The sequence below is a fragment of the Nostoc sp. T09 genome (genome assembly GCF_002154695.1).
Classification (GTDB): Bacteria; Cyanobacteriota; Cyanobacteriia; order Cyanobacteriales; family Nostocaceae; genus Aulosira.
The window spans coordinates 1-25,892 of record NZ_MTAV01000170.1 but is presented as its reverse complement, the minus strand read 5'-3'; the positions used below and the strand labels follow the sequence as shown (position 1 = coordinate 25,892).

Below are 25,892 nucleotides of genomic sequence, written 5' to 3'. Positions count from 1 at the left end.
AAGTAACGTGCTAAATCTCCGGTTTTGTACAGACGGCTTCCGGCTTCGCTACCAAATGGATTAGATATAAACTTTTCTTGGGTTAGTTCTCGACGGTTGAGATAACCTCGCGCTAATCCAATACCACCAATATGTACCTCCCCTGCTTCTCCAACAGGCACAGGCTGCAAATCTTCATCCAAGATATGAATTTGTGTATTCGCAATGGGGCGACCAATAGGTGCAAAAATATAATCAGTTCCACTTTGGCAACGCCAGAAGGTGGCATCGATCGCTGCTTCTGTTGGTCCATAGCAATTCACCAGAACATTGTCTAACTTCAGACGCTCAAAGAAGCGCTCTACAAGTTCAATGGATAAAGCTTCGCCGCCACTAGTAACGTGTCTAAGACTTTGACAGTTCTTGATTCCCTCCTCTTCTAGTAAGACACGCATAATAGAGGGTACTAAAGCGATGACTGTAATTTGCTGCTTGACAATTGTCTTGATGAGGTAAGCTGGATCTTTATGCCCGCTTGGGCGAGCCATAATCAGCTGTGCTCCAAACGATAAAGGCCAAAATATCTGCCAAACAGATGGGTCAAAGCTAAAAGAAATAGTCTGTAAAACTTTGTCTTGTGCGGTTAATTTAAAGGTTTTTTGTCGCCAGTAAAGTGTATTGCAAATACCACGATGGGTAATCATCACACCTTTGGGCTGTCCTGTAGAACCTGATGTATAGATGACATAGCTTAAGTTATCAAGCGTTACTTTAGTTACAGGTTTTTCTCGGCTATTCTGAGCAATGATTTCCCAATCTGAGTCTAAACAAACAACTTGCGTCTGATTACTGGCTAGGTTTTTGGCTAATTGCTTTACAGTCAATATTAGAGGAGTTTGAGTATCGTCTAAGATGAAGCTTAAACGCTCTTGAGGATATGCTGGGTCTAAGGGCACATACGCTCCACCTGCCTTGAGGATACCTAATAGTCCCACTACCATTTCCAAAGAGCGTTCTAGACAAATACCAACAAGTACCTCGGGACCTACTCCTAATCTCTTGAGGTAGTTTGCCAGTTGATTAGCTTTGGTATTTAATTCACGGTAAGTTAATTTCTGGCTTTCAAATATTACAGCTACCGCATTGGGTGTCTGCTCAACTTGTGCTTCAAACAATTCATGAAGGCACAAAGTTGTAGTTTGAATTGTTTCAGTTTTGTGCCACTGATGTAAGATTTGAGTGGCATCAGTATTATTCAATTTATCTACCTGAATATTATGCTGATATTCAAAATTTTTACTAACTATACTCATAATAAAAAATTTAATCGATTAAATTAATACATGACTAAGGGTTCCTTCTTCAGTTGTAGTTTTGCTAAAGCTAAAGCTTGATGAGCATTCTTGAAGTTGGTTTCATCTTTAAATCTTTGTTCAAAGCGCTTTAAGTACGCTTGAAGATACCGAACCCGAAGATTTATATCATCTGCACTCTGAAGAAAGGCAAGATCCGATTCAACCATATAGCGGATAGCTAACATCGGGATAGGACTGCGAAGAGGACGAAAATTGGGGTTATGCAGACCAGGGGTTTGATTACGTTTGTGAAATTCTCCAAGCATCAATCCTGATTCAACAAACAAAGGTTTAAGTTGTTTTTGGACACTATCAATTAGTCTGGGAGCATCCTCATGACTAATATCAGGAAACAGGAGCAATATCGCTTTGTTTAGAGAGTCGTCCTGCTCTCTTGGTTCTAACTCTAGGAAAGTATTCAGGTAAGGTAGAACTATATTTACAACTTGTTGCTGAACCAAATTTTGAGAACGAATAACTCTCAGGCGAATGTAATCTAACTTTATTGCTTTTGGCACAAATGGACACACAGGACCAGGTCTACCTAGATCGGGATGAGGCCTAGCTAAAAACGTTTTCAACCATTGGGACGTTTCTATTAAGTATGGTAGATCTTGCTGGAGTTGTTCAATTTCACTTGGTGTATATAGTTCCATCGTGCATTAATAAATAGAATTTCTAATAGAATTTACTTGTCTGGGTTATTAGCAATTAGGCTAATAAGTTGGTCTGGCATAAATATTCTGACTACAAAAAATAAACTCAGATCTATACCTTCATTTAAATAAATTGTAGTTTTATATAGATAACAGGCAGTTATTATTAATTAAAATTGAAATCTTCTTTAAAGTTAATCTATCTAAATATAGATATGAGACATGCAATTGCAGATTTTTAAAGTATCTCGAAAATTAACTATAAGCTACTCGTTCATCTATTTGTTCATAACGATAAAACAGTAGATAAATTATGAGCAATATTAATTAATTCAATTAACTAAAATATCCAAATAAGTTTTTACTTATTGAAAGAAATTTCATAAAGCTGATGAAAGTAACTAATAAAGATTGTCTTATTAATAATTTACATAAATGCTTAAAAACCACAATATTACTTATGTTATTTCATACAATCTTTATAGAAAAGCATCAACAATAAAGTTATTAGCTATATATTAGCTAGCTAGTTGCTGCATTAAGTAAAGTATTCGTGACGAGTTAAGATGCTATTTTGGCAAACTCAGTATTATTACTTAAGTATAAACTGAGCCAAAGAGCGCTAGCTTGAGACCTTGAAAGAAACTTGGGTATTGGAGAGCCAGTGCATTCGCTCGCCAGACTTGTATACGCCCTCCAGCTACTCTACCCTGCGGGAACCCTCTTCTCCTGTGGAGACGCTAACGCGGTAAGCGCAGCTATGCCCGAAGGGCTTTAAAAGGGAACGAGAACGCCTAACGACGAATACCCAGGGTAGCAACTAGGGTTATTGGGTATTTGTCCTTCTTGCAGTCACTAATTCCTTGTTAAAAGTTCTTTATTTTCAAGCTAGGCATTTATGGGCGTAGGCGAAGCCCGCCGAAGGCATCGCCTACAACCAAGCACGAAAATAGCAGTCTCCCCCTCTCCACATCTTGACGCCTATTTTCAGGACACAACCCCACAGGCTGTTAGCCCTCAACCACAGCCTAAAAAAGGAATATTCCCTACACCCTTTTTCTACAAAGGCTTTATGGCAGGTTTGTCGCCACCAAGAATTAAAAGCACTGCCATTGTGTAAGTTTAACTAAAGCAAATTTTACGTAATTATTTTTTAATACTAAAGATTAAACTAAATCCATATTTGAAAACTAAGTACTAAAAATTCACGTAATCCTAATTTTCCAGAATTTTTTATTGATTTAGGTGTTTTTTGCTAAGTGGGTATAAAAATTTTTGCCCTTAATTTTTAGGTTTTATTGTGACTGTAATCACCATAAATTTTACCGTAACTCACAGTAAAATTACAGTAATTGTCTGTCAAAAATTACTTTAACGTTATCCATAGCCTTGAATATAATTGGCTTCTATCCAGGTTTAAGATGAAAATGTGGTTTATTATTGCAATTATTAAATAAATCTTAATAATAAAATATTTTGATTAAAATAATGTGACTGAAATTGATAAAAAAAACGTTCAAAAGCAGAGATAATTTTTAAAAGGTAGAAACAAGAAAAACCATTCATTTTCCTCAAAATTGATGTGGATAAACTGCTCTAACTTCAGGAGAGGATTCATCAAAGAAGACTCGATAGAAATCAACCTGAAGCGCAATTGTTAGGAAGCAGTGTGCAGCGAAATAGAAAAAACTAAGAGAGTTTAGAATTGTATGGCTAATAGTAGTGCAATTACCGCAGCGCTACGCTTAAGTGAAAAGTTACCTTTTCCGTTGAAGCGTTTGGCAGATTTGGCTTATAACTATTGGTGGAGTTGGAGTGGCGATCGCATCGCACTATTCCAAAGTATCGATCCCCAAGAGTGGGAACGCTGTGGACATAACCCAGTGGCGATTTTAGAATCTGCTAGTTACGAACGTCTCACCCAATTAGCCGAAGACCCTTTTTATCTCAAGCAAATCTCAGCCTTAGCGCGTGAGTTTGACCAATATATGCTTCAGCAAAATACTTGGGTAAGTGGCGTTGCACCGCAACTAAGCAAAGACCACCCCATTGCCTACTTTTGCGCAGAATTTGGCATTCATGAATCCTTACCAGTCTACTCCGGAGGCTTAGGCATTCTCGCTGGGGATCACCTAAAATCATCGTCGGATTTAGGCGTACCGATGGTAGGTGTGGGCTTGCTGTATCGCCAAGGTTATTTTCGCCAACGCTTGAACCGTCATGGCTGGCAAGAAGATTATTACATTGACAACCCCTTCCAACGGATGCCAATCGAGTTAATTAAAACTCAAAATGGGGAACCGTTGATCGTCCAATTACAAGTTCGTCAACGGTTGGTAAAAGTCCAAATTTGGCGGGTACAAGTAGGGCGAGTCACATTATATTTACTCGATAGCGATCGCGAAGACAACGATCCCATTGATCGCTGGCTAACTGGACACCTCTACGGTGGCAACTTAGAAACCCGCATTGCCCAAGAAGTAGTATTAGGGATTGGCGGTGTCCGGGCCTTGGATGCTTTGGGGATTCAACCTGCTGTCTATCACCTCAACGAAGGACACGCCGCCTTCTGTACATTAGAAGTTGCCCGTTTAGAAATCGAACGGACTAACAAATCTTTCTATGACATTGAAGCAACGGTGCGGAATCGTTGTGTATTCACCACGCATACTCCCGTTCCCGCCGGACACGATGTCTTCTCACCCGATTTAATCGATTCCTACTTTGCTCACTACTGGCCGCAATTACGACTTTCCCGCGAACAATTTTTGGCATTAGGCGCGAGAAGACTAGGCGATCCTTGGGAACCCTTTGGTATGACGGTTTTAGCGTTGCGAATGACTCGTGCTTGCAATGGTGTGAGTGAATTGCATGGTCAAGTTTCCCGCAAAATGTGGACAGTCCTCTATCCCCAACATTCCGAAGCTAAAGTCCCCATTGGTTACATTACTAATGGTGTTCATGCACCTACTTGGACTGCCCCCTTATTAGCTGACTTATACAATCAGTATTTGGGAGCAGATTGGAAAACTCGGGCAATGGACCCCGAAATGTGGGCGAAAGTTGACGATATTCCCGATGAAGAATTGTGGTGGCGACATCGAGTTCTTAAAGAAAGACTGATTGCCTATACCCGTTATAAAGTCAAGAAAGCACGAGAACAACGCGGTGAAAGTTACGAACTGATTAAAGCCACTGAAACCTTGCTTGATCCTGACGTGCTGACCATTGGATTTGCCCGACGTTTTAGCCCTTACAAGCGGGGAGATTTAATTTTACGTGATGCAGAACGGGCGTTGAAGATTTTTGGTAATGCTAATCGTCCAGTACAAATTATCTTTGCAGGTAAAGCTCACCCAGCCGATGAAGAAGGCAAGCGGATTATTCAAAGATTGATGGAATGGTGTCACCATTCAGCAATTATTAACCGAGTCGCCTTTATTGAAGATTACGACATTTACACCGGACAAAAACTGGTGCAGGGTGTGGATGTTTGGTTGAACAACCCCCGTCGTCCTCTAGAGGCTTCTGGTACAAGTGGACAAAAAGTCTGCTTTAATGGTGGTCTTAATTGCAGCGTCCTTGATGGCTGGTGGTGCGAAGGCTACAAAGCCGACAGCGATGGTAAAGCACTTAACGGTTGGGCAATTGGTGAAGATGCTAACACCAGCGATCAAGAATTACAGGATCGCATAGATTCGCGATCGCTATATCAACTGTTGGAAGAAGAAATCGTTCCCCTGTACTATGACCAAAATTCTCAAGGTGTTCCCCAGCGTTGGGTGCAGATGATGAAGGCATCAATCAAAACAAATTCTCCACTGTTCAACACCGACAGAATGATTGCAGACTACGTTTCACAGGTATATGTCCCAGAAATTGCTAAGAGTGTAGAACCTATTTTGGCGAAGGTTCTAGTTTAGAAAGTTTGGGTTTCCTGGTTAGATAGAGGGGTGGGTTACCTGCCCCTTTTTTTGAAGCAACTTAGTAGATAAAGGTTAGGGTTGTCAAAAGTCCACAGTCAATGGTCAATGGACTCTGGAGTATTGACTGCCAAAAACGAGAAATTTATGGCACTTGCGTACAATAACAAATAGAAGCAGTGCAACTTACCCTTCTTCAGAAAACCTTAAATGGTACAGATCCCTGCTAAACCCCTGACTCTAGAAGAATTCCTAAAACTGCCAGAGACGGAACCAGCCAGCGAATATATTGATGGGCGGATAGTTCAAAAACCGATGCCACAAGGAGAACATAGCGTCATTCAAACTGAGTTAGCACCTGCAATTAACTTGGTTGTCAAACCAAAAAAAATTGCACGGGCTTTTTCAGAACTTCGCTGTACATACCCTTCGGGAAGCCGTGCTTCGCACGTCTATGGAGGACGGTCAATTGTCCCTGATATTTCTGTATTTTTATGGGATAGAATTCCACGTAAGGAAAATGGCGGGGTTGCAAATATCTTCTCAATTGCCCCAGATTGGACAATTAAAATTTTATCTCCGGAGCAAAGTCAAACTAAAGTTACTAAAAATATTCTGCATTGCCTCAAGCATGGCACTCAGATGGGATGGCTGATCGATCCACAAGAACAATCTGTGTTTGTTTATTTGCCAGATCGAGCAACCACCTTTTACGATGAACCAGGAACAAGTTTGCCAGTGCCAGAATTTGCCAAAGATGTCCACCTGACTGTAGACGGCTTGTTTACTTGGTTGCTAGAGTGATACGTTTCACTTTAAGGTTGATAGAAATAGGCAGCAGAGGTACAGAGGGGAAATTATTTCCATCTGTGGTTTTAATTCATGAAAATTTGGCAAGCTGATTTTTACCGGAGTCCACAACAAAATCCAACTGGACAAAATATTTGGGAGTTGTTGATTTGTGATGCGACTCGCAACTTGGAGTATGTAGCTAGTTGTCCGCAGTCAGAGGCGAATTCCAGTTGGTTGACAGATCAAATTCAGCTAGCTGCTGGCGAACATCTGCCAGATGCGATTCAAGTATTTCGTCCGCAATCTTTAAGTTTAATTGAGGCAGCTGGGCGCAATCTAGGTATTAGTGTTGAACCTACTCGCCGGACTTTGGCATTGAAGCAGTGGTTAGAAGAAAAACAATATTCCACAGCCCTAGATAAACCAGCCCCTGTACCTTTGCCAGAAAACCTCTGGGGAGAACAATGGCGCTTTGCCACTCTAAGTGCTGGTGATGTAGAAACAGCCTTTAGTGAGCGCCCTATTCCGATTCTACATCTGCCAGAATCTCTCAAACCCCTCAATCTCGGTTTGGCATCAACAGCGCCAATTCCTGGTGTAGTGATTTACGGAGGACGGCAATCAATGCGTTTATCACGGTGGTTGCATGAAGCGCGTCCCGTGCAGTTAAATTATATTGCTGGTGCACCAGATGGCTTGATCTTAGAAGCAGGTTTAGTGGATAGGTGGATTGTCGCCACCTTTGAAGATGCAGAAGTTGCAGCGGCTGCTAAAGTTTATCAACAGCGCCAACAGCTAAGTCGAGGACTACACTTTTTGTTAGTGCAGCCAGATGATTCGGGAATGACTTATAGTGGCTTTTGGTTGTTGCAGGCAGAAGAATGACTTACAGCAAATTTCAAGTTAGTGAAGTACAGATCCTCAGCCTCAAACCCAAGCATAAAGACTGTTTTACTTCTGAATTCTGAATTCTCACTCCTGAATTCTGCTGTAACTTGAAAATCACTGAAGTGCTGACTACAAAATAGTGAGAGATTTCATCAAATATTGTGTCAAAGTAAATGCATCGACACCTAATTCTGTACGCTCTTGGGCTGCTAAAATGCCGGCTTGAGAATGCCACCAAGAAGCCGTTGCTACCATATCTTCAATAGGAATTTGTTTCTTTACCGCTTGCGCTAACAATCCGCCAAGTAATCCAGTTAACACATCGCCACTACCACCACGGGCTAATGCTGGGGTACTTTTGGGATTTAGCCACAGTGAACCTTGGGAGTTAGCAATCGCAGTTCTTGCCCCTTTCAACAAAACTATAGCCCCACTTTGCATTGCCGCCGATCGCACAGCTTTGACTCTATCTTGATTAGCATTGGGAATATCCGGAAATAACCGCTTAAATTCACCAGCGTGGGGTGTAAGTATCGTTGGCGCTTGGCGTTTTTGTAAGGTGGGGATGGTTCCCATCTGGGCCAAGATATTCAAAGCATCAGCATCGAGAAGTAAAGGGCATTCGCTATTGAGTACCTCTTGGACAATCGGAGTGCTATCTGTGGTTAAACCAGGGCCACAGGCGATCGCATCAAAGGAACTTAAATCGGTTTTTTCTGGTAATTCTAGTTTAGCGATGGCTCCTGTCTCCGTTTCTGGACATCCAATAACTAGTGCTTCTGGCAAATGCGACACCAAAATGGGTTTGAGATATTCTGGCACAGCAATTGAGAGCATCCCCACCCCACTAGCACGGGCACCCAAAGCAGTTAAAATTGCCCCACCAGCATAGCGATGGGAACCGCAAATCAACAGCAAATGTCCTTCTTTGTATTTGTGGGTAACTGGGGAACGAGGTAAAGGTAGATTCGAGATGGCCTTAGCAGTGGTAATGCGGGTAATCTTGGGTGCATCTGCCAGCACAGCTTGCACATCAGCCACAGGGATATCAAAATCGATTAGCTCTGCATTGCCGATATAATCTAAAGCTTGATCCTGCAAAAAACTCAGCTTCCACAAACCCAGGCAAAATGTGTGAGTAGCGCGAATCGCCGTTCCCAACACCTCACCCGTATCAGTGTGCAAGCCTGAAGGCAAATCAATACTAAAAATTGGCTGCTTCCAAGTATTTAACTGATTAATTGCAGAAGCGATCGCATTTGTCAGGTTTCTTTCTAAACCAAAGCCAAATAAGCCATCAACTAATACATCACAATCAGGCAACTGCTCAATAGTTTGATAACAGGGTATCCCCAAACTCTGGGCATATTGCAAATGCTGCGAGGTTAATTCCTTGAGTTTAGTAAAAGGGTTGTAAATCCACACCTCATTTCCCTGAAAGCGCAATTCCCGCGCTACTACCAAAGCATCACCGCCATTATGTCCCGGCCCGACTAAAACCCCGACACGAGATTTCCCTTGCGGAATCATCACCTTCAGGCGACGAGCAATTAATCCCGCTACCTTTTCCATCAAAGCTACTACAGGCATTCCTGCCGCAAATATCCGCCCTTCAATCTCCCGCATTTGCGCTGCGGTAACTACGAATTGGGAAATTTCTTCTTCCCTGTGCGAAAGCGGAGTATAGATTCCAAGAGAGTGATGCGTCATAAATTTTCTGTAACTATCTCTTCTTGGCTCTGTGGTTCGCTAAAAAAACTTAAGTATTCGGGAATTCATGCTGAGAGCCAATTCTACAATCTTACTCAGATAGAGGCTACTGGAACTTCCTCTGAGGCTGATATTACCTGGATTGGGTTCCCCGCGTTGATTTCGCGCAAACACCTAGGAAACGATCGCGCTGCTTGGCAAGAAGCTGACAAACTGTTACTGGGCGTGAGATCCCCAAGATTGACCTGCTCCAATTATCGCTCAGCAACAAAACGCAGATAGCTGCTGACAGCCCCACTGAAGTGATTAATCTCATCAAAGACTGAGTTATTCCTACAGGAAGAGGCTATTTTTTTGCACCTGCCATTAGTGCATTACAAAAAGTTTTAGCAGCTTAATTTACATTAAAACAGTATAATTACGCATTTACCGGAGCTAAAGACGCTCCGGTTTTGCTCAACAATCAGCACTTTTTTTACTTGCCGTAGTAAACTCTGGCGTTACCATATCCCAATTTTCGCAAATAGTCATTCCATCGCTCAGCATCTGAACGCTGAGCAAAAGGTCCTACAGCTACATGAGGTCCTAGTGGTTGTTGCCTTTCAACTACAATGTCATAGCGTCCAGAATTTTGGCGAATCCGACTGGCAATAGCAGATAAATCTCGTGTCTTAGCAGGAATGGTTACATAGTAATAAGTAGATCTTTGCGGTCTAGAATTTCTGCTACTAGGACTATAGCTGACTTGTTGCCCACTTGAGGACTTGACAATTCGCGCCCCATAAATACCACTTAACTCTAGTTCTCGAACCCGTTGTTGGGCGTTAGCTTGTCTGCTAAAGGCTCCTGACTGGATGACAGAACCTCCATTGTAATGCCGGATATAAGCACTACGTTCTAACTGGCGTACACGTTGCAACTGCTGGTAATTATTACCATCAACGTACACTATGTAGCGCTCAGCACTCCAGTTATAGGAATTAGCTTGCACTGTTTGGTAAGGTCTAAAGTTTTGATTATATTGATTAACCCTCATTCTTGGGCGAGACTGAAAATTTTGATTATATGAATTCCAAACTGCTGGTTGTGTCTGTTGCCTTGAAGGAATGGTTTGAAGACTTGGGGGGGGTGGTAAACTATTAACCACCGTTCGTTCCGCCAACAAAAAACCACTCTTGGTAACTTGTGCTTGTGCTGGAGTAGCGTCAGGGAGCAACGCCAAGCATCCTCCCAGGAAAAAGGGCACTATCGGAAAGGCGATCAGTTGATCTGGTATTGGTCTGGACATAGTAGTAACAGGAGTTCTCGACAATTTCCTTCTTGGAACTAATAGAGCTGTCTGTTGTAGCACCTATATAAGTGTTAACTTAGAATGAGTCCATCGGGCTGAGTGGCATTGCATAGGTCTTGCTAAAATCTTATATCCTGCTACTGAGAGTTTAGATATTTATGTGATTTCATCACAGAAAGCAGTAGAGATGGTCCTCACTGCCTATACATACTGAAGTGCTTATCTAGCAAGGGTTTGAAGAGATATATGCTACAATTGAAACCATCAGGCTGCATGGCATGAATTTTAATACCTCAAAACCTGCGTTTGATTTTTAGCACTAGCTTCAGGAGAAGCCACTAGCCTAGCATTATTTAAGTATATGAAAAAAGTCGTCGTTGGTCTTTCCGGTGGCGTTGACAGTTCCACCGCCGCTGCCATACTACACAATCAGGGCTTTGAAGTTGTTGGTTTGACTCTTTGGCTGATGAAAGGCAAAGGTCAGTGTTGCTCTGAGGGAATGATCGACGCGGCTAACATCTGCGAACAACTGGGCATTCCCCATCAAGTTGTTGATATTCGTGATGTCTTTCAGACAAATATTGTTGATTACTTAGTGGCTGGTTATAGCGCTGGGATCACACCTCTGCCTTGCTCTCAGTGCAATAAAACTGTGAAATTTGGGCCAATGGTGCAGTATGCCCGCGAACAACTTGGATGCGATCGCATCGCTACGGGTCATTATGCCAAAATTCGCTATGACGAAGCTACTGGACGCTATCAATTGTTAAGGGCTGTTGACCGTAACAAAGATCAGTCTTATTTTCTCTACGATTTGTCGCAGGATTTACTAACAGCTACCGTATTTCCCCTAGGTGAACTGCAAAAAGCCGACACCCGCCGCATCGCTAGTGAATATGGACTCGCAACCGCCGATAAGCCAGAAAGCCAAGACCTATGCTTAGTAGAAAGTAACGGTTCCATGCGGGCATTTCTCGATCGGTATCTCGCCCCCAAAAAAGGCGATATTGTCGATACATCTGGTAAAGTTATCGGGCAGCATGATGGTGTTCATCACTACACGATTGGGCAGCGTAAAGGCTTGGGTATTGCTGCACCAGAACCGTTGTATGTGATTGAATTAGATGCGGTAAATAATAAGGTAATAGTAGGCGATCGCACTAAGGCAACTCAACCAGAATGCACCGTCAATCGGGTAAATTGGGTTTCCATCGCTGAACCATCCACCCCAATTCATGCCCAAGTACAAATTCGCTATCGTTCCCATCCCACACCAGTGACAGTAATTCCTCTGGAAAACTCTCGTGTGCGCTTGGTGTTTGATGAACCTCAGTTCAGCATCACCCCCGGACAAGCTGCGGTGTGGTACGAAGGGGATAAAGTCTTGGGTGGCGGAATTATTGAACAGTTTAGTTGAACCACACCCTGGCTTTAGCTAAAGTCAAAACCACCCCTTTTCACTTGCGAAGAGGGGTATTTTATTTCTACATACAAATGCTAATATTTTTGGGTTTCATAAATTTAAGCTAATATCATGTCCGGCAAATTACTTGTGATATGTCATTGCGAGTGCAACGATGTGGAACGACGCAATCTCCAAATCCTTGCGATTGCTTCACTTTGTTCGCAATGACAAGTGTTCAATTGGACATGATATCATACACAATTTATTTATATTATTCGTTGCTGTATATCTTTCCGACAAATACTCAATAATTTTAATCACAAAAAGTTTGATTATTTGAAGAGTTTGATTGATTTTTATAAAGAAGTTGAATTTTAAATTGTTATTGTAAATCCATTATTTAGAAAAAGCGATCACTTGTTTATCCGTATCACTCATTTACTCAAAATCTAAATATTTATTTTCACTGCTCATCATCTCCGAAATCCTCATCCAAAATTGCTTCAATATCTCGTGCACTATGAATGACTCTAATAATCTCTACATCTAAGTCTGCTAATTTGGGGTTAGAGAATTGGCAAGGTTTCCTAATTGTTGGAAGGTTGCTTCTGCTGCTGCAAGAAAACGGTCTGAAGCCTCTAGGTTATCTTCTGCAATGTAAGTAGCTAATTCTATCAAGTCGCGGATGACTTGCGGTCGCTTGTTTACTTTGCTCATTAACCTTCGGTTGACCTTTTATGCTTGGCAATTCTTTCACGCACAGCTTGGCGAATGTCTTCCCAATCATCAGTAGTCATCTCAGTTGCATTTCCAGAATTCAGACCTTCCAAAAGCATTGTTTCCAAACGTTCAGCGGCTTGGCGCTTTTGATCTTGGCGCACTAACTCACGGAAGTATTCGCTGACACTGCTATAACCCCCAGTTGCCACCTTTTCTTCTACATAAGCTCGCATTGACTCAGGGAGAGATATATTTATGCTTTTCACTATAAAACTTCCCTAATTTTTTCTTCACCATAATTATGGCAATTTTTGCCATTTATTGCCATTGGAGGAAAACTGGGTGTTAAGCATGAGTACCCATGCTTCGAGATGGCTCATAGTTCGGGTATTTTGCCTCAAACTCGACTTCAAGCGATCGCACTTCATTTTTAAGTTCTTCAGATTGATCTTTATAAAACATAGGTAGCCAATAAAGTGTTTTATATACGCCCAATGGAGCAATATCAATATGTGCCTTGATAATGTTTAGTACCCGTTGATGACCTAAACCATGTATAACTGCTGCAATCCACTATTTAACCGAACTTGCATTACCGTAAACAAGTCCTTTTTCAAGAATAACTTCTAAAAAAATTGGCTTAAGTTGCGATCGCTTTGCTAATTCACATCCTTTCCAAGGATTTATTTTTAACACGCGCCAAACAAAGGTAAATTTTTGCTCATCATCAAGTTGACGAACCCACTTCAGTAACTCATTGTCCTGTTGTGAATCTGTTGGTTCTTGAGCATACTTTACAGGGTCAAACATATCAACAATAATTTTAGTTTATCTCGCCCTCAACCTCTTCTAAAGCTTGCACTATTCCCACTAGCCAAGCCCGTTCTACAGTGGCAGGAATCATTTGAGTCAAAGGGAGATTGGGAAAGGTGGGACTATTTTCAGATTGAATATAATGCCCATTTTTGAGCAGGTAAATAGAAAGTTTTTTGCTATTGTAAATCCATAATTCAGGAACAGCGATCGCTTCGTAAGCATCAAGAGTTGTTTTAGAGGTGAGATCTGTCTCAATTGCTAAATCGGGAGGTGGATCGTCTGGTTCTAGTCTAAGCTTGCCAATCATTCGTTGGTAATTCTCGATATAGAAGCAAGCATCTGGTTCTACTCCTGCTGAATTTTCTCGCTTAAATGTGGTTGAACCAAAAGGCTCATATCTTTTCTTGATCTTCTTGAGTAAAATTTTGACAATATCAGAAATTAAGTCTTTTGACTTTTCGTGTTCAAGTAGAGGAACCGTGATTTCTAAAGTAGAATTGCTGTAAACAACTCGCAGCGATCGCTTTTCTCCCAGTTCTTGTAAGATGGACTCAAATTCTTCCCAACTCACATCCTGAATAGTCACTACACTACCAGGCGCTAGCCGCATCAGGCTAACAGGTTTAACCACAGGGGATACAGCAGTCATAATTCCTAGGTTGTAAGGTGCATTAGCTTCAGCGTAACTTATTCTTCATGCACCATTATTCAAACTCTTTTTCTCTACGTACCAGCATTTTGATAAGTTAGTTAGTACATAGTTTGAAACATTAACAGTTAACTCGAAGAGGGGATTACGTTGAGTCACCATCCAGATGCCATTGCGCCGCACGGTGGACAGTTGATTAATCGCATCGCCACGCCAGAACAAAGAGAAGAGTTTCTCTCAAAGGCTGAGTTTTTGCCACGAGTGCAACTTGACGAACGAGCCGTTTCTGATCTAGAGATGATTGCGATCGGCGGTTTTAGTCCACTCACAGGTTTTATGAACCAGGAAGACTACGATCGCGTGGTTACAGAAATGCGCCTAGCTAACGGTCTTGTGTGGTCAATTCCGATTACACTGTCGGTAGCCGAAGAAGTAGCTTCCCCCCTCACCGAAGGCGGCTTGATCCGTTTGGATAACCCCAGAGGCGAGTATATTGGGGTTTTACAGTTAACGCAAAAGTATGCCTACGATAAAACCCGCGAAGCAATTAATGTCTATCGCACTGATGATGTCAAACATCCTGGTGTGCAAGTAGTCTATAACCAAGGGCCCATCAATCTTGCAGGCGATATCTGGCTATTGCAACGCCATCCCCATCCCCAGTTTCCCGCCTACCAAATCGATCCTGCCGAATCTCGGCAGATGTTCAGAACCAAGGGCTGGAAAACTATCGTTGGCTTTCAAACTCGCAACCCCATCCACCGCGCCCATGAATATATTCAAAAGTGCGCTTTAGAAACCGTAGATGGTCTATTTTTGCATCCATTGGTCGGGGCAACAAAAGAAGATGACATCGCTGCTGATGTGCGGATGCGCTGCTATGAGATTTTGCTAGAACACTACTATCCTTTAGACAGAGTGATTTTGGCAATTAATCCAGCGGCAATGCGTTATGCTGGTCCACGGGAGGCAATTTTCCATGCTTTAGTCCGCAAAAACTACGGTTGCACTCACTTTATTGTTGGGCGGGATCATGCAGGTGTAGGTGACTATTACGGCACTTACGATGCTCAATATATCTTTGATGAGTTTGAGCCAAATGAGTTGGGCATTGTGCCGATGAAGTTTGAACACGCTTTTTACTGCACGCGCACCAAACAAATGGCTACAACCAAAACTAGTCCTAGTAAGCCAGAAGAACGTATTCACCTGTCGGGAACCAAAGTTCGGGAGATGCTGCGCCGGGGTGAACTACCTCCACCAGAATTTTCTCGTCCTGAGGTAGCGGCGGAGTTGACCAGGGCAATGCAAGTGCAAGTCTTAGCCTAGGATTCCCTGATAGCGCGAATTGTACCAACTTTAACTTTACACTACAGGCTTCAGCCCTTTAAGCTGTTATGCTGATGGGCTGAGGGCTGATAGCGAATTTATGAAGCGTCGGACTTTTTTACAACGAATTGGCTCAATACTTGCAGTTTTGGGTGTGACTGAGACTGAGTGGTTGAGCTTGGGAAATCGCTATTACCAAGCTTTAGCGCAACCCAATCTGCGTAAATTGGCATTATTAATAGGTATCAATCAATATTCAGGTAATCCAGCCCTCAGTGGTTGTTTGACCGATGTAGAACTGCAAAAAGAACTGTTGATGTATCGCTTTGGCTTTCCAGCCTCCAATATCCTTACTTTAACGGAGGAACAAGCTAGCCGAGAATTCATCGAAGCCGCTTTTTTAGAACATCTTGGCAAGCAAGTTAGACCAGGTGATGTTGTGGTCTTTCACTTTAGTGGCTACGGTACTCGCATTAAATCAGAAACCGACACGGTACAAAATGCTTTAATACCATACGATTCACAAAATAGTAAAATTGTCAATTATTTATTAGAAGAAACTCTACTGTTATTGTTGCGATCGCTCCCTACAGATCGTGTCACCGCAGTATTAGATACTAGTTACTATGCTCCGACAATTCAGCCACTGGGATTGCAAATTCGCGCCCGTCCCGAATTAGTAGATACGGAGTTAGCATCAGCAGAACTAGAATTTCTCAAACAACTCAAAACGCAAAATTTATCGAGTAAGGGGGAACTTACCCCACCTCTGCTATTAACAGCAACGGTAGATGCGAAGCAATCAGCTAGGGAAGTGTTGCTGTCTGGTTTTAGTGCTGGGTTATTTACCTACGCTTTAACGCAATATTTATGGGAAGCCATTCCTGCAAAGACAATTCAAGTTAGTCTTTCTCAAGTGGAAAGTTCTATGCGCAAGCTGGGTAGCAAGCAGCAACCAGCTTTATTAAGTAGCAAGAAAAATCCATTACTAGCTGATAATTTTGTTCCTGACAGTACGGTTGGGGGCGAAGGAGCAATTACAGCTACAGAAGAAGATGGGAAAACAGTTAGCCTCTGGTTAGCAGGACTACCACCACAAGTCCTTGAATATTATGGCGTTAACTCCCGACTCAGCTTAGTTACCGGAGAACAGCTAGTATTGCGATCGCGTACTGGGTTAACAGCAAAAGCACAACTCTCCAGCCTTGATAGTACTACTCCTTTACAAGTCGGGCAACTCGTCCAAGAAGCAGTGCGAGTTTTACCCCGCAATATTGGTTTAATAGTCGCCCTCGATACGGGATTAGAAAGAATTGAACGCGTAGATGCTACCAGTGCTTTTGCGACAGTCTCCCATGTTTCAACTGTAGTTGCGGCAGAACAACCAGCTGATTATCTGTTTTGCAAACTGTTGCAAACTCCGACTCGCTACGGTCTATTTTCTGTTGGCGGCGAACCAATTCTCAACAGTGCTGGAGAAGTAGGGGAAGCGGTAAAAGTTGCAGTACAAAGGTTAGCACCAAAATTACCCACTTTGTTAGCAGCCAAGTTATGGCGTCTTACCGAAAATGAAGGATCTTCGCGCTTGGCAATCAAAGCAACTCTAGAGACGATCAACAGCATATCGCCTCGCGTTGTCATGCAACGAGAAACTATGCGGACTCTAGGTGCTGAAACTTTAACTAATAAGTCACTCAGCACTCCAATTGTGCCAATTGGCAGTCGTATGCAGTACCGATTGCAAAACATGGGCGATCGCCCAGTATATTTCATCTTAGTGGGATTAAAGAATAGCAGGAGTGCGATCGCATTTTATCCTTGGCAAACTCCCTCAGAACCCAACAGTTCCCAAACTATACCCTTAGTTAAACAACTGGTGATTGCCTCAGGTGAAACATTCACCTTACCACAAAGCGCTGCCGCCTCTGAATGGGTGATTGCAGGACCAGCTTATGAATGCGAACACCAACTGATTTTCAGCACCACACCCTTCAGCGAAACCTTAACCACCTTGGAAACTGCTAAGAACAGCACAACAGATCAGCAACCTATAGGCCCGTTATTAAACCCTTTAGAAGTCGCCCAAGCCTTACTCCAAGACTTACATAATGCTAGTCCAGCCAAAGCAGAGATTAGCGCTACAGCAGCTGACTCTTATATGTTGGATGTGAATAATTGGGCAACTCTCAGCTTCAGTTTTCAAGTAACTTAAACAAGGAACTCAGTATCTTCGTTGTGTAGTTTACGATAGATTCTGAGTTTACACTTAGTAGAATTGCATGAATATCAAGAATCAAATTGCGTTAGGGCTTTTATTCGTTCTTCTAACTGCCAATAGTGCCATAGCTGCACCTCAAGTAAATAAAACACCTGTAGTATACCAGCCAGCAACTCCCATACCCACGTTGTCAGATAGGGAAAAATTAGAAATAGATAATCAGGTGCAAGAGGAAGTTGACCGTGCTTTTAATCACACTACAGCCTTACTCAATATTATGCTAGTCGTACTGACTATGTTGCCGATTTTGGCGGCAGCTGGTGTTTGGTTATTGCGTCGCAGTGTAATTAGTGAAGTAGTCGCTGAAAGCAAAAAACGTTTAGAAGAAGAAGTAGAAAAGCAACTAGAAAAAGAAGTAGCCGCCGAATTAAAAAATCAGACAGTAGCTTTTAGGCAAGAACTAGAAGTATTAAAATCTAACTTTCTAAATCAATTATCTGAATTAAATAATTTATATTTAGATGCACAAAGCCAGAAAGAGCAAATTTTGCAACAACTATGTGGACTTACACCTTCTCCTTCATTAACACAAGATTATGTTCATCCTGAAATCCAGCAAAAAATTCAAGATTTGACCACCCAATTAGAAATTTTGAAATCTGAAAATCCTCGCTTATTTTTTACTACCAACGATTATCTCAAGCAAGGAGATGCTTTATTTTTTGAATGTCAATTTGAAGAGGCTTTAGCTTGTTATGAAAAAGTGACGCAAAGAGAAACTGATTCATATATAGCTTGGGTAAATCATGGCTGGACGCTCAGGAAATTAGGACGCTATTCAGAAGCATTATTATCATATGAAAAAGCGATTAGTATTCAATCCGAACACTATATAGCTTGGTTCGGCTGTGGTAATTCGCTGAGAAAATTACAACGATATGATGAAGCTATTAGCTGCTATGGCAAAGCTTTAGAATTTCAGCCTGATTTTCACTGGGCTTGGATGCATAAAGCTCGTTGTCATGTATTCCTTAATGAGAGCGATTTAGCAATTGAACATCTAAGACAGGCAATTAAGTTAAGAGGAAACCTACATCGAGAATTTGCAAAAACTAATCCAGACTTTGATGCTATCCGAGTAGATGAGCGCTTTCAGAAATTAATTGAAGGCTAAATTTACATAGCCTGCAATCGCTTTTATTCTCTGCGTTATCGGTCTCTGCGATTCGTTTATTTTACTAAATAGCTAAACTCGCCATCACTTTAAGTAATCCTGCGTGAATAGTTATTAATAATATCGCCAATAAGGTCGAATAGCTTTTGAAAACTATGACGCAGGAGGCTTTATTGTGTGTGTACTTTCAGAAATCTTTGGGTGTAATCTACTCACTCATCCCTAGGCATGAGCGAATCTACAAATACTTCTGCAATAACAAGCCTAACTTTTCTTTAGTCGCCGTCGGTGCTTTATCCAACTGAGTTAAAATTGCATATTTCAAAGCCGAATGTGCATCGCTAGGAGGCGGATTTTCACTCAAGCGGCGTACAGTTTCTTGAATTACTTTTTGTGCATTAACTGCATTACGCTGCAAATTACCAATTACCATTTCCACTGTGACACTATCGTGGTCTGGATGCCAACAATCGTAATCTGTTACTAATGCTAAAGTTGCATAGGCAATTTCTGCTTCCCTGGCTAACTTCGCCTCTGGTAAATTTGTCATCCCAATCACTGTTGCACCCCAACTGCGGTAAAGATTTGATTCCGCTTTGGTGGAAAATGCTGGCCCTTCCATGCACACATAAGTGCCTCCGCGATGCAGAGTTACGTCTGATAGATTTAAAGAGGCGATCGCATCTGCTACAACACCCGCCAAATTGTGACAAACCGGATCGCCAAAAGCAATGTGAGCCACAATTCCTTCTCCAAAAAACGTTGAAACCCGATTTTTTGTTCTGTCAATGAATTGATCTGGCACTACCATATCAAGTGGTTTGGCTGCTTCTTTGAGCGAACCAACCGCACTAGCCGAAATTAAATACTCTACACCCAATTGCTTCATTGCATAGATATTGGCACGAAACGGCAATTCTGAGGGCAATAGTGTGTGATTCCGTCCATGACGCGCCAAAAAAGCTACTTTTGTACCATCTAATGTACCCACAATTAAAGCATCCGAAGGTGAACCAAACGGCGTCTGTACTTGCACTTCTTCTATATCTTTCAGTGCATCCATCTTGTATAAACCGCTGCCACCAATAATTCCAATTCTAGCTGTTGCCATGATTTCTCACCTGTTCCTTGCAAAGCTGCCAAGTTATTTTACCGAAATGTTTCTATTGTTCAGTAGATAATCCTCATATCCGTTCTAAAGTTAATCAATTAATTGCACTAGAAAGTCGTGGCATGATCGCTATTAGGATCAACGAAACTTTCTAAGAGTGAGGAACTCTAGCGACTAATGCTGCAAATTTTGATTGTCGAAGATGATCCCATGATGCGGATTGGGCTGAAACATACACTCTCTGCTTATCCTCAGTTGGAAATTGTGGGTATAGCAGAAGATGGATATGTGGGTATAGAATCTGCGATCGCTCTTCAGCCAGATGTAGTGGTGATGGATGTCGGAATGCCACATCTGGATGAAATTGCTGCGACACAAGAAATTAAAAAGGTTCTACCTGATGTGAAGGTTGTCATACTCACCTCTCATACCTCTCAAACGGAGGTAATTGCAGCACTCTCGAGTGGTGCTGTAGAGCGACAAATTAATTGACCACATCGACAAATTATATGTCAAACTTATACATTAGCGAATAATCCTTATATATCAATACTTTTCACCATTTGATAGCTAAGAAAGCTGTTTAGGTTGTTTTCGACAAATTATATGTCAATTTTTTGTTAATGCGACATATTAAGCGTCATTTGTTAATTTAGCGAAAAATTAACTGTCAATTCTTCACAGCTTTATAGTAGTATAAATGTACGTTAGTTTTTCACAAAAAAATTACATCTATGAGCGCTTTAGATGTAGATGACGATTTTCAACTGGAAGAAGATACCTACCTCTTAGGTGATGAAGATGCAGACCTGTTCGACGACTCATTGGATGTAATTCTTGTAAATGAGGATTACAATTCTGCCGAAGAAGACAAATCGGTTGAGTTTTTGGATCAGCGATTTTTAGAGGATTCGGAACTCAGGCTGTCAGGTCAACAAAGGCTCAAATTAGAAATAATTCGGAGTTTACGTGAACCCTGCGATCGCAAAACTTATGGGCAAAAGTTGAAAGAAGCTGCCCAGAAGCTAGGAAAGTCGGAAAGAACAGTGAGACGCTTAGTTAAGGCTTGGCAAGAAAACGGTTTAGTTGCCTTCGCAGAGACTCCTAGAGCAGATAAAGGACAAACCAGGAAAAGCGAATACTGGTATAACTTGACTGTTAAAACCTATAAAGCTGGCAATAAAGGCAGCGATCGCATGACTCGTACTCAGGTGGCAGAGAAAATTGCGATCAGAGCTTACGAGTTAGCTAAAAACGAATTGAAGCAGGAGATATCAAAGCTAGAGACACAGGGGTTTAGAGGAGAAGAATTGGACTGGAAAGTCGATACGCTCATTAAAGCTAAAGCTAAGACAGAAGGGTTTAATTATTGGCAGAAATACGGCAAGGCTCCCTGTGCAAGAACGGTAGAAAGATGGCTCAAACCACTGGAAGAGAAAAAGCATCAATCTCGCACTAGCCGTAGCCCTGGATGGCATGGCTCTGAGCATGTCATCAGAACTCGTGATGGTCAAGAGATATCTATTAAGTACAGCAATCAGGTTTGGCAAACAGACCACACTAAGGCTGACATCTTATTAGTTGATGAGGATGGCGAAGAGATAGGTCGTCCTCAATTAACGACAGTAATAGATTGTTATTCTCGCTGCATTGTTGGATTACGTTTAGGCTTAGCCGCGCCTAGTTCTCAAGTTGTAGCTTTGGCGCTACGTAACGCAATTATGCCAAAACGCTACGGTTCGGAGTATGAACTTAGATGCAAGTGGAGTGCTTACGGTGTACCTAAATATGTTTATACCGATGGTGGTAAAGATTTTCGCTCAAAACATTTAGTGGAATGGATTGCTGACGAATTAGATTTTGAACCAATCCTGCGAAGCAAACCTTCAGATGGCGGTATTGTAGAACGACCATTTAGAACCATGAGTGGGCTACTTTCTGAAATGCCAGGTTACACAGGGTCAAGTGTCAAAGACCGCCCAGAGGATGCTGAAAAAAAAGCTTGTATAAGTCTTCCTGAACTTGAAAAACTTATTGTTGGATACATTGTCGATAGCTATAATCAAAAACCTGATGCCCGAAGTCAAGCTAACCCTTTAACTCCAACACAGAGCCGGATTGAGCGTTGGCAAAAGGGATTGCGGATGCCTCCTACTTTGCTCAACGAAAGAGAACTTGATATTTGCTTAATGAAGGCAGCAGAGCGAGTAGTGTATGACAATGGCTATCTCAATTTTTCTGGACTTCGTTACAGAGGAGAAAATTTAGGGGCTTACGCAGGTGAAAAAATCATTTTAAGGTTCGACCCCAGAGATATTACTCTGGTATTGGTATACGGTCGCAAGAATAATAAAGAAATATTTTTAGCCCGTGCTTATGCTGTTGGATTAGAAGCAGAAAGACTGTCAGTTGAAGAAGTTAAATATGCACGTAAAAAAGCTGGAAATAGTGGGAAAGGTATCAATAATATTTCAATTTTGGAAGAGGCAATTAGACGCAGAAACTTTTTGAAACAGAAGAAAAACAAAACTAAAGCTGAACGCCGCAACTCTGAACAAAAACGTATAGAACAACTACCACCAAGAGAAGAGGAGAATAAAAATAAACAGATTGAGATTTTAGCAACTACTACTGAAACCGATGAGATAATAGAAAAAGTGGATTTCCGACTGCTGTGTGAAGAGCTAGGTTTGTAAACTATGATTACTGAGGAAATACAACAAGAAATCGAACGTCTCAGACAACCAAATATTTTAAATATTGAACAAGTTAAGAGATTTAGTATTTGGTTAGATGAAAGGCGTAAATTACGAAAACCTGGTAGGGCAGTAGGAGAGTCAGGTTTGGGTAAAACTACAGCTTCTCTTTTTTATACGTACCAAAATAGAGTAGTCAAAACACCTAATCAAAATCCAACTGTTCCTGTACTATATGTTGAGCTAACAGGAAGTTCTTGTAGCCCTTCACTTTTGTTTAAGACTATCATTGAAACTCTCAAATTTAAGGCGAAAGGTGGTAATGAAAATCAGCTTCGAGAACGAGCATGGTATCTAATTAAACAATGCAAAGTTGAAGTACTGATTATTGATGAAGCTCATCGTCTTCAATTTAAAACACTTCCAGATGTTAGAGACTTATTCGATAAGGTCAAAATTGTCCCAATAATGGTAGGTACAAGTAGCCGATTGGATACCTTAATTAGCAAAGATGAGCAGGTTGCTGGACGCTTTGCATCCTACTTTAGTTTTGAAAAACTCTTAGGAGCCAACTTTAGAAAAACAGTAAAAATTTGGGAACAGGAAATTCTGAAACTACCAAAACCCTCGAATTTGGCAGATAACCAAGAAATAATAACTCTTTTACAGGAAAAAACGGACGGTCAAATTAGATTATTAGATCAAATTCTGAAAGATGCAGCAGTTAAAGCATTAGAATCTGGTGTGAACAAAATAGATAAATCAGTTTTGGAGAGCATAGAAGGAGACTATTCATTAGTAGCAAGCTAAAAGAAAATATAAAATATTAAAATTATTAGAGCAAATGTCAAATGAAATTTATGACTTTGATGCTTGGATAAACATAATTGAACCATTACCTGGAGAAAGTATTAGTCACTTTTTAGGTCGTTTTGAAAGAGCTAATTTGCTAACTAGCTATCAAGTCGGTAGAGAAGCAAGAATTGGTGCAGTGGTGGCAAGGTGGAAAAAACTTTACCTCAATCCATTCCCAACTCAACAAGAACTGGAGGCACTAGCACAAGTGGTTGAGGTACAGGTTGACAAACTTTTAGATATGCTGCCACCAAAGGGTGTCACCATGAAACCCAGACCAATTAGGTTATGTGGTGCTTGTTATGCAGAAGTACCTTGTCACCGAATTGAGTGGCAGTTTAAAGAGAAAATGAAATGCGATCGCCACCAGTTGGGTTTGTTAACAAAATGCACTAATTGCCAAACGCCCTTCCCAATTCCCGCTGATTGGATGGAAGGGAAATGTTCTCATTGTTCTTTGCCTTTTGCAAAGATGGCAAAGCGCCAGAAACGTTATTGAGAAAAAATTAAACAAGAAAGAGACGTGCTGATATTCACGTCTCTAGGCGATGGAAAAAAATTTATGCCAGTGGTTACGCTACATCAGCCACCAGCAACCCGTTAACAGCAATGATGAATAGCTGTGCTAATTCAGGGGTGTCACAACAGGGTCTGTCATCGCTATTACAGGGTTGTGCTACCCATTTGCCTTCAACGTTCTGATAAAAAGTTCCCAGCAAATGATAGCTGTTCCAAACTCGATACAGTTCTCCAAGATCATCTGGTACTGAATCGATTTCAATTTCTGGCGCTACTGTTTCAGCAAGGTGGTCAATGTATTCCTCAAACTCTGATTTAGCCAAGGCTTGGTTCTCAAACTCTTCTTGTACAATCATCTAAGTAACCTCATCGATGGGGTTCCACAAAAGGCGATCGCAGTCTCTTCCCGGAGGGCGATCGCTTTTGTTTTGTCTATCAATTAATCTACGTGACGTGTAGATTTGCGTCAAGCGTAGATTTATAAAACTTAGAATGTTATAAGTCTACGCATGATATTTGATACTGACAAGTAGAGAAATCTACGTCTAGCAGCAACTAAACTGGGGATGTAGTAATATGCCTATGGATAAAGTGATTCGCTGGAAATTAAATGAAGTGATGGCGCGAAAGCGAGTGAGGAACAAGGATTTAGCTGAGGCTTTAGGAATAACTGAAAATTCAGTGTACAGACTGCGTAAGGTTGACGAAATGCCACGATTAACTCCAGAAAGGTTAAACGGCATTTGTAAGGCATTGGATTGTCAACCTGGGGAGCTTTTGGAATATTTACCCAATGATGACGATGGGAAGGTAGTTTCTAGCGTTGAAGTGGTGTGATTTAAGGGCGTTGGGAGTTGAGCGATCGCACTCTTTAACAATTAGCGATGCCTACGGCGGGCTACGCCAACGCATCCTGCTGTTAAGTGAAATTGCCACTGGGCAATAGGGGGATTATCGCTCGTCCTCAAAAACGCAACATCAGTGATGAAATTCTCCACTTCTCTGGAATTTAGGGCGTTGGTGTTGAATTTTCCTTATGATCTAGTTGCGTCTCACACCCTTACCCATGAATGAACAGCGTCAGCAAGCCTATCTCAACCTCATTCGCAGCCTGTTAGATTCTCCCAGTGGTGAAAAAACCGAGATTTTAGCAGCAAACCAAGAATTACTTGATGCTGGCTTTGTGCAGACGGTAGAAGAAGTAGCACAGATGTGTTCCCAACACGGGGATGAGAAAACAGCGAATTGGTTGCAAACTTTGGCAATGCAACTAAGGGAAGTATTAAATCTAGATACTAAAGTAGATTTACAGTCTCTCAGTCAGGAAGAGATACAGATATATTACCAATTCTTGATGCAGGTACTACATGCAACCGCAGACAGTAGTGGTAATTCCCAGGTAGTTTACCCCTTGCTGGCAAAGAATACAGACAAACTTGATGGAGTGTTAGCAGAAATATTGCGCCGTTGGGGGACAAATACACTTGGGGAAGCTAAAGCAGATGAGGCGGAATATTTAGCAGAATTTATTTTATCTTTTAGCAATTTAATAGCGCAATTCCCCTTGGGTAGCAAAGCCAGCAATATGGAAATTGCCATCACTGGCTATGAAGTCGCGTTAACTGTCTACACCAGAGAAGTTTTGCCTCAAGAATGGGCAGCAACGCAAAATAATCTCGCAAATGCCTACAAGGAGAGAATCAAAGGAGACAGAGCAGATAACATCGAAAATGCCATTACTGCTTATACTGCGGCTTTAACTGTCAGAACCAGAGAAGCTTTGCCTCAAGATTGGGCAGCAACGCA

General features: G+C 41.7%; 24 protein-coding genes and 2 pseudogenes. 16 read left to right on the top strand and 10 right to left on the bottom strand.

Annotation, left to right across the window (positions count from 1 at the left end; genetic code table 11):
- The coding region (locus tag BV372_RS28780) for an amino acid adenylation domain-containing protein (protein WP_143845357.1) at nucleotides 1-1,292 on the bottom strand (1,292 nt) is incomplete at its 3' end.
- 23 nt (nucleotides 1,293-1,315) lie between these two features.
- The gene (locus tag BV372_RS28775) at nucleotides 1,316-1,990 is read right to left on the bottom strand and encodes a DUF6875 domain-containing protein (protein WP_086689984.1); all 675 of its coding nucleotides are present in this window, start codon (nucleotides 1,988-1,990) and stop codon (nucleotides 1,316-1,318) included.
- Between the two features lie 898 nt (nucleotides 1,991-2,888).
- Here BV372_RS28775 and BV372_RS35580 point away from each other — a divergent pair.
- The 4 genes from BV372_RS35580 (at nucleotide 2,889) to BV372_RS28760 (ending at nucleotide 7,590) form a co-directional block, all read left to right on the top strand.
- Nucleotides 2,889-3,110 carry a hypothetical protein gene (locus tag BV372_RS35580; RefSeq protein ID WP_143845355.1) on the top strand — a complete coding sequence of 74 codons (222 nt, stop codon included), beginning with the start codon at nucleotides 2,889-2,891 and terminating at the stop codon, nucleotides 3,108-3,110.
- 589 nt (nucleotides 3,111-3,699) lie between these two features.
- The gene (glgP, locus tag BV372_RS28770; RefSeq protein WP_086689982.1) at nucleotides 3,700-5,913 is read left to right on the top strand and encodes an alpha-glucan family phosphorylase; all 2,214 of its coding nucleotides are present in this window, start codon (nucleotides 3,700-3,702) and stop codon (nucleotides 5,911-5,913) included.
- Nucleotides 5,914-6,123: 210 nt separating this feature from the next.
- On the top strand, nucleotides 6,124-6,717 hold the full coding sequence (locus BV372_RS28765) for a Uma2 family endonuclease (protein WP_086689980.1): 594 nt from the start codon (nucleotides 6,124-6,126) through the stop codon (nucleotides 6,715-6,717).
- A gap of 78 nt (nucleotides 6,718-6,795) precedes the next feature.
- On the top strand, nucleotides 6,796-7,590 hold the full coding sequence (locus BV372_RS28760; RefSeq protein ID WP_086689978.1) for a Tab2/Atab2 family RNA-binding protein: 795 nt from the start codon (nucleotides 6,796-6,798) through the stop codon (nucleotides 7,588-7,590).
- Nucleotides 7,591-7,722: 132 nt separating this feature from the next.
- On the opposite strand, the gene BV372_RS28755 is transcribed toward BV372_RS28760, so the two are convergent.
- On the bottom strand, nucleotides 7,723-9,303 hold the full coding sequence (locus BV372_RS28755; RefSeq protein WP_086689976.1) for an NAD(P)H-hydrate dehydratase: 1,581 nt from the start codon (nucleotides 9,301-9,303) through the stop codon (nucleotides 7,723-7,725).
- On the opposite strand from BV372_RS28755, the gene BV372_RS28750 reads away from it, so the two are divergent.
- Nucleotides 9,295-9,585 carry a hypothetical protein gene (locus tag BV372_RS28750; protein ID WP_086689974.1) on the top strand — a complete coding sequence of 97 codons (291 nt, stop codon included), beginning with the start codon at nucleotides 9,295-9,297 and terminating at the stop codon, nucleotides 9,583-9,585. The genes BV372_RS28755 and BV372_RS28750 overlap by 9 nt on opposite strands.
- Before the next feature lie 193 nt (nucleotides 9,586-9,778).
- On the opposite strand, the gene BV372_RS28745 is transcribed toward BV372_RS28750, so the two are convergent.
- Nucleotides 9,779-10,591: a hypothetical protein gene (locus BV372_RS28745; RefSeq protein ID WP_086689972.1), complete on the bottom strand. Its 813-nt coding sequence runs from the start codon at nucleotides 10,589-10,591 to the stop codon at nucleotides 9,779-9,781.
- Between the two features lie 364 nt (nucleotides 10,592-10,955).
- Between BV372_RS28745 and mnmA the strand changes: the two genes are divergently transcribed.
- Nucleotides 10,956-12,011 (top strand): tRNA 2-thiouridine(34) synthase MnmA, encoded by a 1,056-nt coding sequence (gene mnmA / locus BV372_RS28740; protein ID WP_086689970.1) that lies wholly within the window; start codon nucleotides 10,956-10,958, stop codon nucleotides 12,009-12,011.
- A gap of 543 nt (nucleotides 12,012-12,554) precedes the next feature.
- On the opposite strand, the gene BV372_RS37975 is transcribed toward mnmA, so the two are convergent.
- The 4 genes from BV372_RS37975 to BV372_RS28720 all read right to left on the bottom strand — a co-directional run bounded on the left by BV372_RS37975 (nucleotide 12,555) and on the right by BV372_RS28720 (nucleotide 14,184).
- Complete coding sequence (locus BV372_RS37975; protein WP_256973521.1) at nucleotides 12,555-12,716, bottom strand: type II toxin-antitoxin system RelE/ParE family toxin; 162 nt, start codon at nucleotides 12,714-12,716, stop codon at nucleotides 12,555-12,557.
- Entirely contained in the window at nucleotides 12,716-12,985 is a 270-nt protein-coding gene (locus tag BV372_RS28730) for a type II toxin-antitoxin system ParD family antitoxin (protein ID WP_086689968.1), read from the bottom strand. The genes BV372_RS37975 and BV372_RS28730 overlap by 1 nt, the downstream gene beginning before the upstream one ends.
- A gap of 307 nt (nucleotides 12,986-13,292) precedes the next feature.
- Nucleotides 13,293-13,529 carry a hypothetical protein gene (locus BV372_RS28725; RefSeq protein WP_086689966.1) on the bottom strand — a complete coding sequence of 79 codons (237 nt, stop codon included), beginning with the start codon at nucleotides 13,527-13,529 and terminating at the stop codon, nucleotides 13,293-13,295.
- 13 nt (nucleotides 13,530-13,542) lie between these two features.
- Complete coding sequence (locus BV372_RS28720) at nucleotides 13,543-14,184, bottom strand: Uma2 family endonuclease (protein WP_086689964.1); 642 nt, start codon at nucleotides 14,182-14,184, stop codon at nucleotides 13,543-13,545.
- 150 nt (nucleotides 14,185-14,334) lie between these two features.
- On the opposite strand from BV372_RS28720, the gene sat reads away from it, so the two are divergent.
- The 3 genes from sat (at nucleotide 14,335) to BV372_RS28705 (ending at nucleotide 18,905) form a co-directional block, all read left to right on the top strand.
- Nucleotides 14,335-15,513 carry a sulfate adenylyltransferase gene (sat, locus tag BV372_RS28715; protein ID WP_086689962.1) on the top strand — a complete coding sequence of 393 codons (1,179 nt, stop codon included), beginning with the start codon at nucleotides 14,335-14,337 and terminating at the stop codon, nucleotides 15,511-15,513.
- Between the two features lie 100 nt (nucleotides 15,514-15,613).
- Complete coding sequence (locus BV372_RS28710) at nucleotides 15,614-17,725, top strand: caspase family protein (RefSeq protein ID WP_086689960.1); 2,112 nt, start codon at nucleotides 15,614-15,616, stop codon at nucleotides 17,723-17,725.
- Nucleotides 17,726-17,792: 67 nt separating this feature from the next.
- A complete protein-coding gene (locus BV372_RS28705) occupies nucleotides 17,793-18,905 on the top strand; it encodes a tetratricopeptide repeat protein (RefSeq protein WP_086689958.1) in 1,113 nt (370 codons plus the stop codon).
- 238 nt (nucleotides 18,906-19,143) lie between these two features.
- On the opposite strand, the gene BV372_RS28700 is transcribed toward BV372_RS28705, so the two are convergent.
- Entirely contained in the window at nucleotides 19,144-20,016 is an 873-nt protein-coding gene (locus BV372_RS28700; RefSeq protein ID WP_086689956.1) for an S-methyl-5'-thioadenosine phosphorylase, read from the bottom strand.
- A 177-nt stretch (nucleotides 20,017-20,193) separates the two neighbouring features.
- Here BV372_RS28700 and BV372_RS28695 point away from each other — a divergent pair.
- The 4 genes and pseudogenes from BV372_RS28695 to BV372_RS28680 form a co-directional block, all read left to right on the top strand.
- A pseudogene (locus BV372_RS28695) lies at nucleotides 20,194-20,487 on the top strand (response regulator transcription factor); the annotation flags it as partial.
- Between the two features lie 263 nt (nucleotides 20,488-20,750).
- On the top strand, nucleotides 20,751-22,712 hold the full coding sequence (locus BV372_RS28690; RefSeq protein ID WP_086689952.1) for a Mu transposase C-terminal domain-containing protein: 1,962 nt from the start codon (nucleotides 20,751-20,753) through the stop codon (nucleotides 22,710-22,712).
- A gap of 3 nt (nucleotides 22,713-22,715) precedes the next feature.
- The gene (locus BV372_RS28685) at nucleotides 22,716-23,522 is read left to right on the top strand and encodes a TniB family NTP-binding protein (RefSeq protein WP_086689950.1); all 807 of its coding nucleotides are present in this window, start codon (nucleotides 22,716-22,718) and stop codon (nucleotides 23,520-23,522) included.
- Nucleotides 23,523-23,556: 34 nt separating this feature from the next.
- Nucleotides 23,557-24,066 (top strand): TniQ family protein, encoded by a 510-nt coding sequence (locus BV372_RS28680; RefSeq protein ID WP_086689948.1) that lies wholly within the window; start codon nucleotides 23,557-23,559, stop codon nucleotides 24,064-24,066.
- A gap of 73 nt (nucleotides 24,067-24,139) precedes the next feature.
- On the opposite strand, the gene BV372_RS28675 is transcribed toward BV372_RS28680, so the two are convergent.
- Nucleotides 24,140-24,442, bottom strand: a complete 303-nt coding sequence (locus tag BV372_RS28675) for a hypothetical protein (RefSeq protein WP_086689946.1) — start codon at nucleotides 24,440-24,442, stop codon at nucleotides 24,140-24,142.
- 220 nt (nucleotides 24,443-24,662) lie between these two features.
- On the opposite strand from BV372_RS28675, the gene BV372_RS28670 reads away from it, so the two are divergent.
- The 3 genes and pseudogenes from BV372_RS28670 to BV372_RS28665 all read left to right on the top strand — a co-directional run.
- Nucleotides 24,663-24,923 carry a helix-turn-helix transcriptional regulator gene (locus BV372_RS28670; RefSeq protein ID WP_086689944.1) on the top strand — a complete coding sequence of 87 codons (261 nt, stop codon included), beginning with the start codon at nucleotides 24,663-24,665 and terminating at the stop codon, nucleotides 24,921-24,923.
- Nucleotides 24,910-25,032, top strand: a complete 123-nt coding sequence (locus BV372_RS37970; RefSeq protein WP_256973519.1) for a hypothetical protein — start codon at nucleotides 24,910-24,912, stop codon at nucleotides 25,030-25,032. Before BV372_RS28670 ends, BV372_RS37970 begins: the two co-directional genes overlap by 14 nt.
- A gap of 120 nt (nucleotides 25,033-25,152) precedes the next feature.
- Nucleotides 25,153-25,892 (top strand): annotated as a pseudogene (locus BV372_RS28665) (hypothetical protein); the annotation flags it as partial.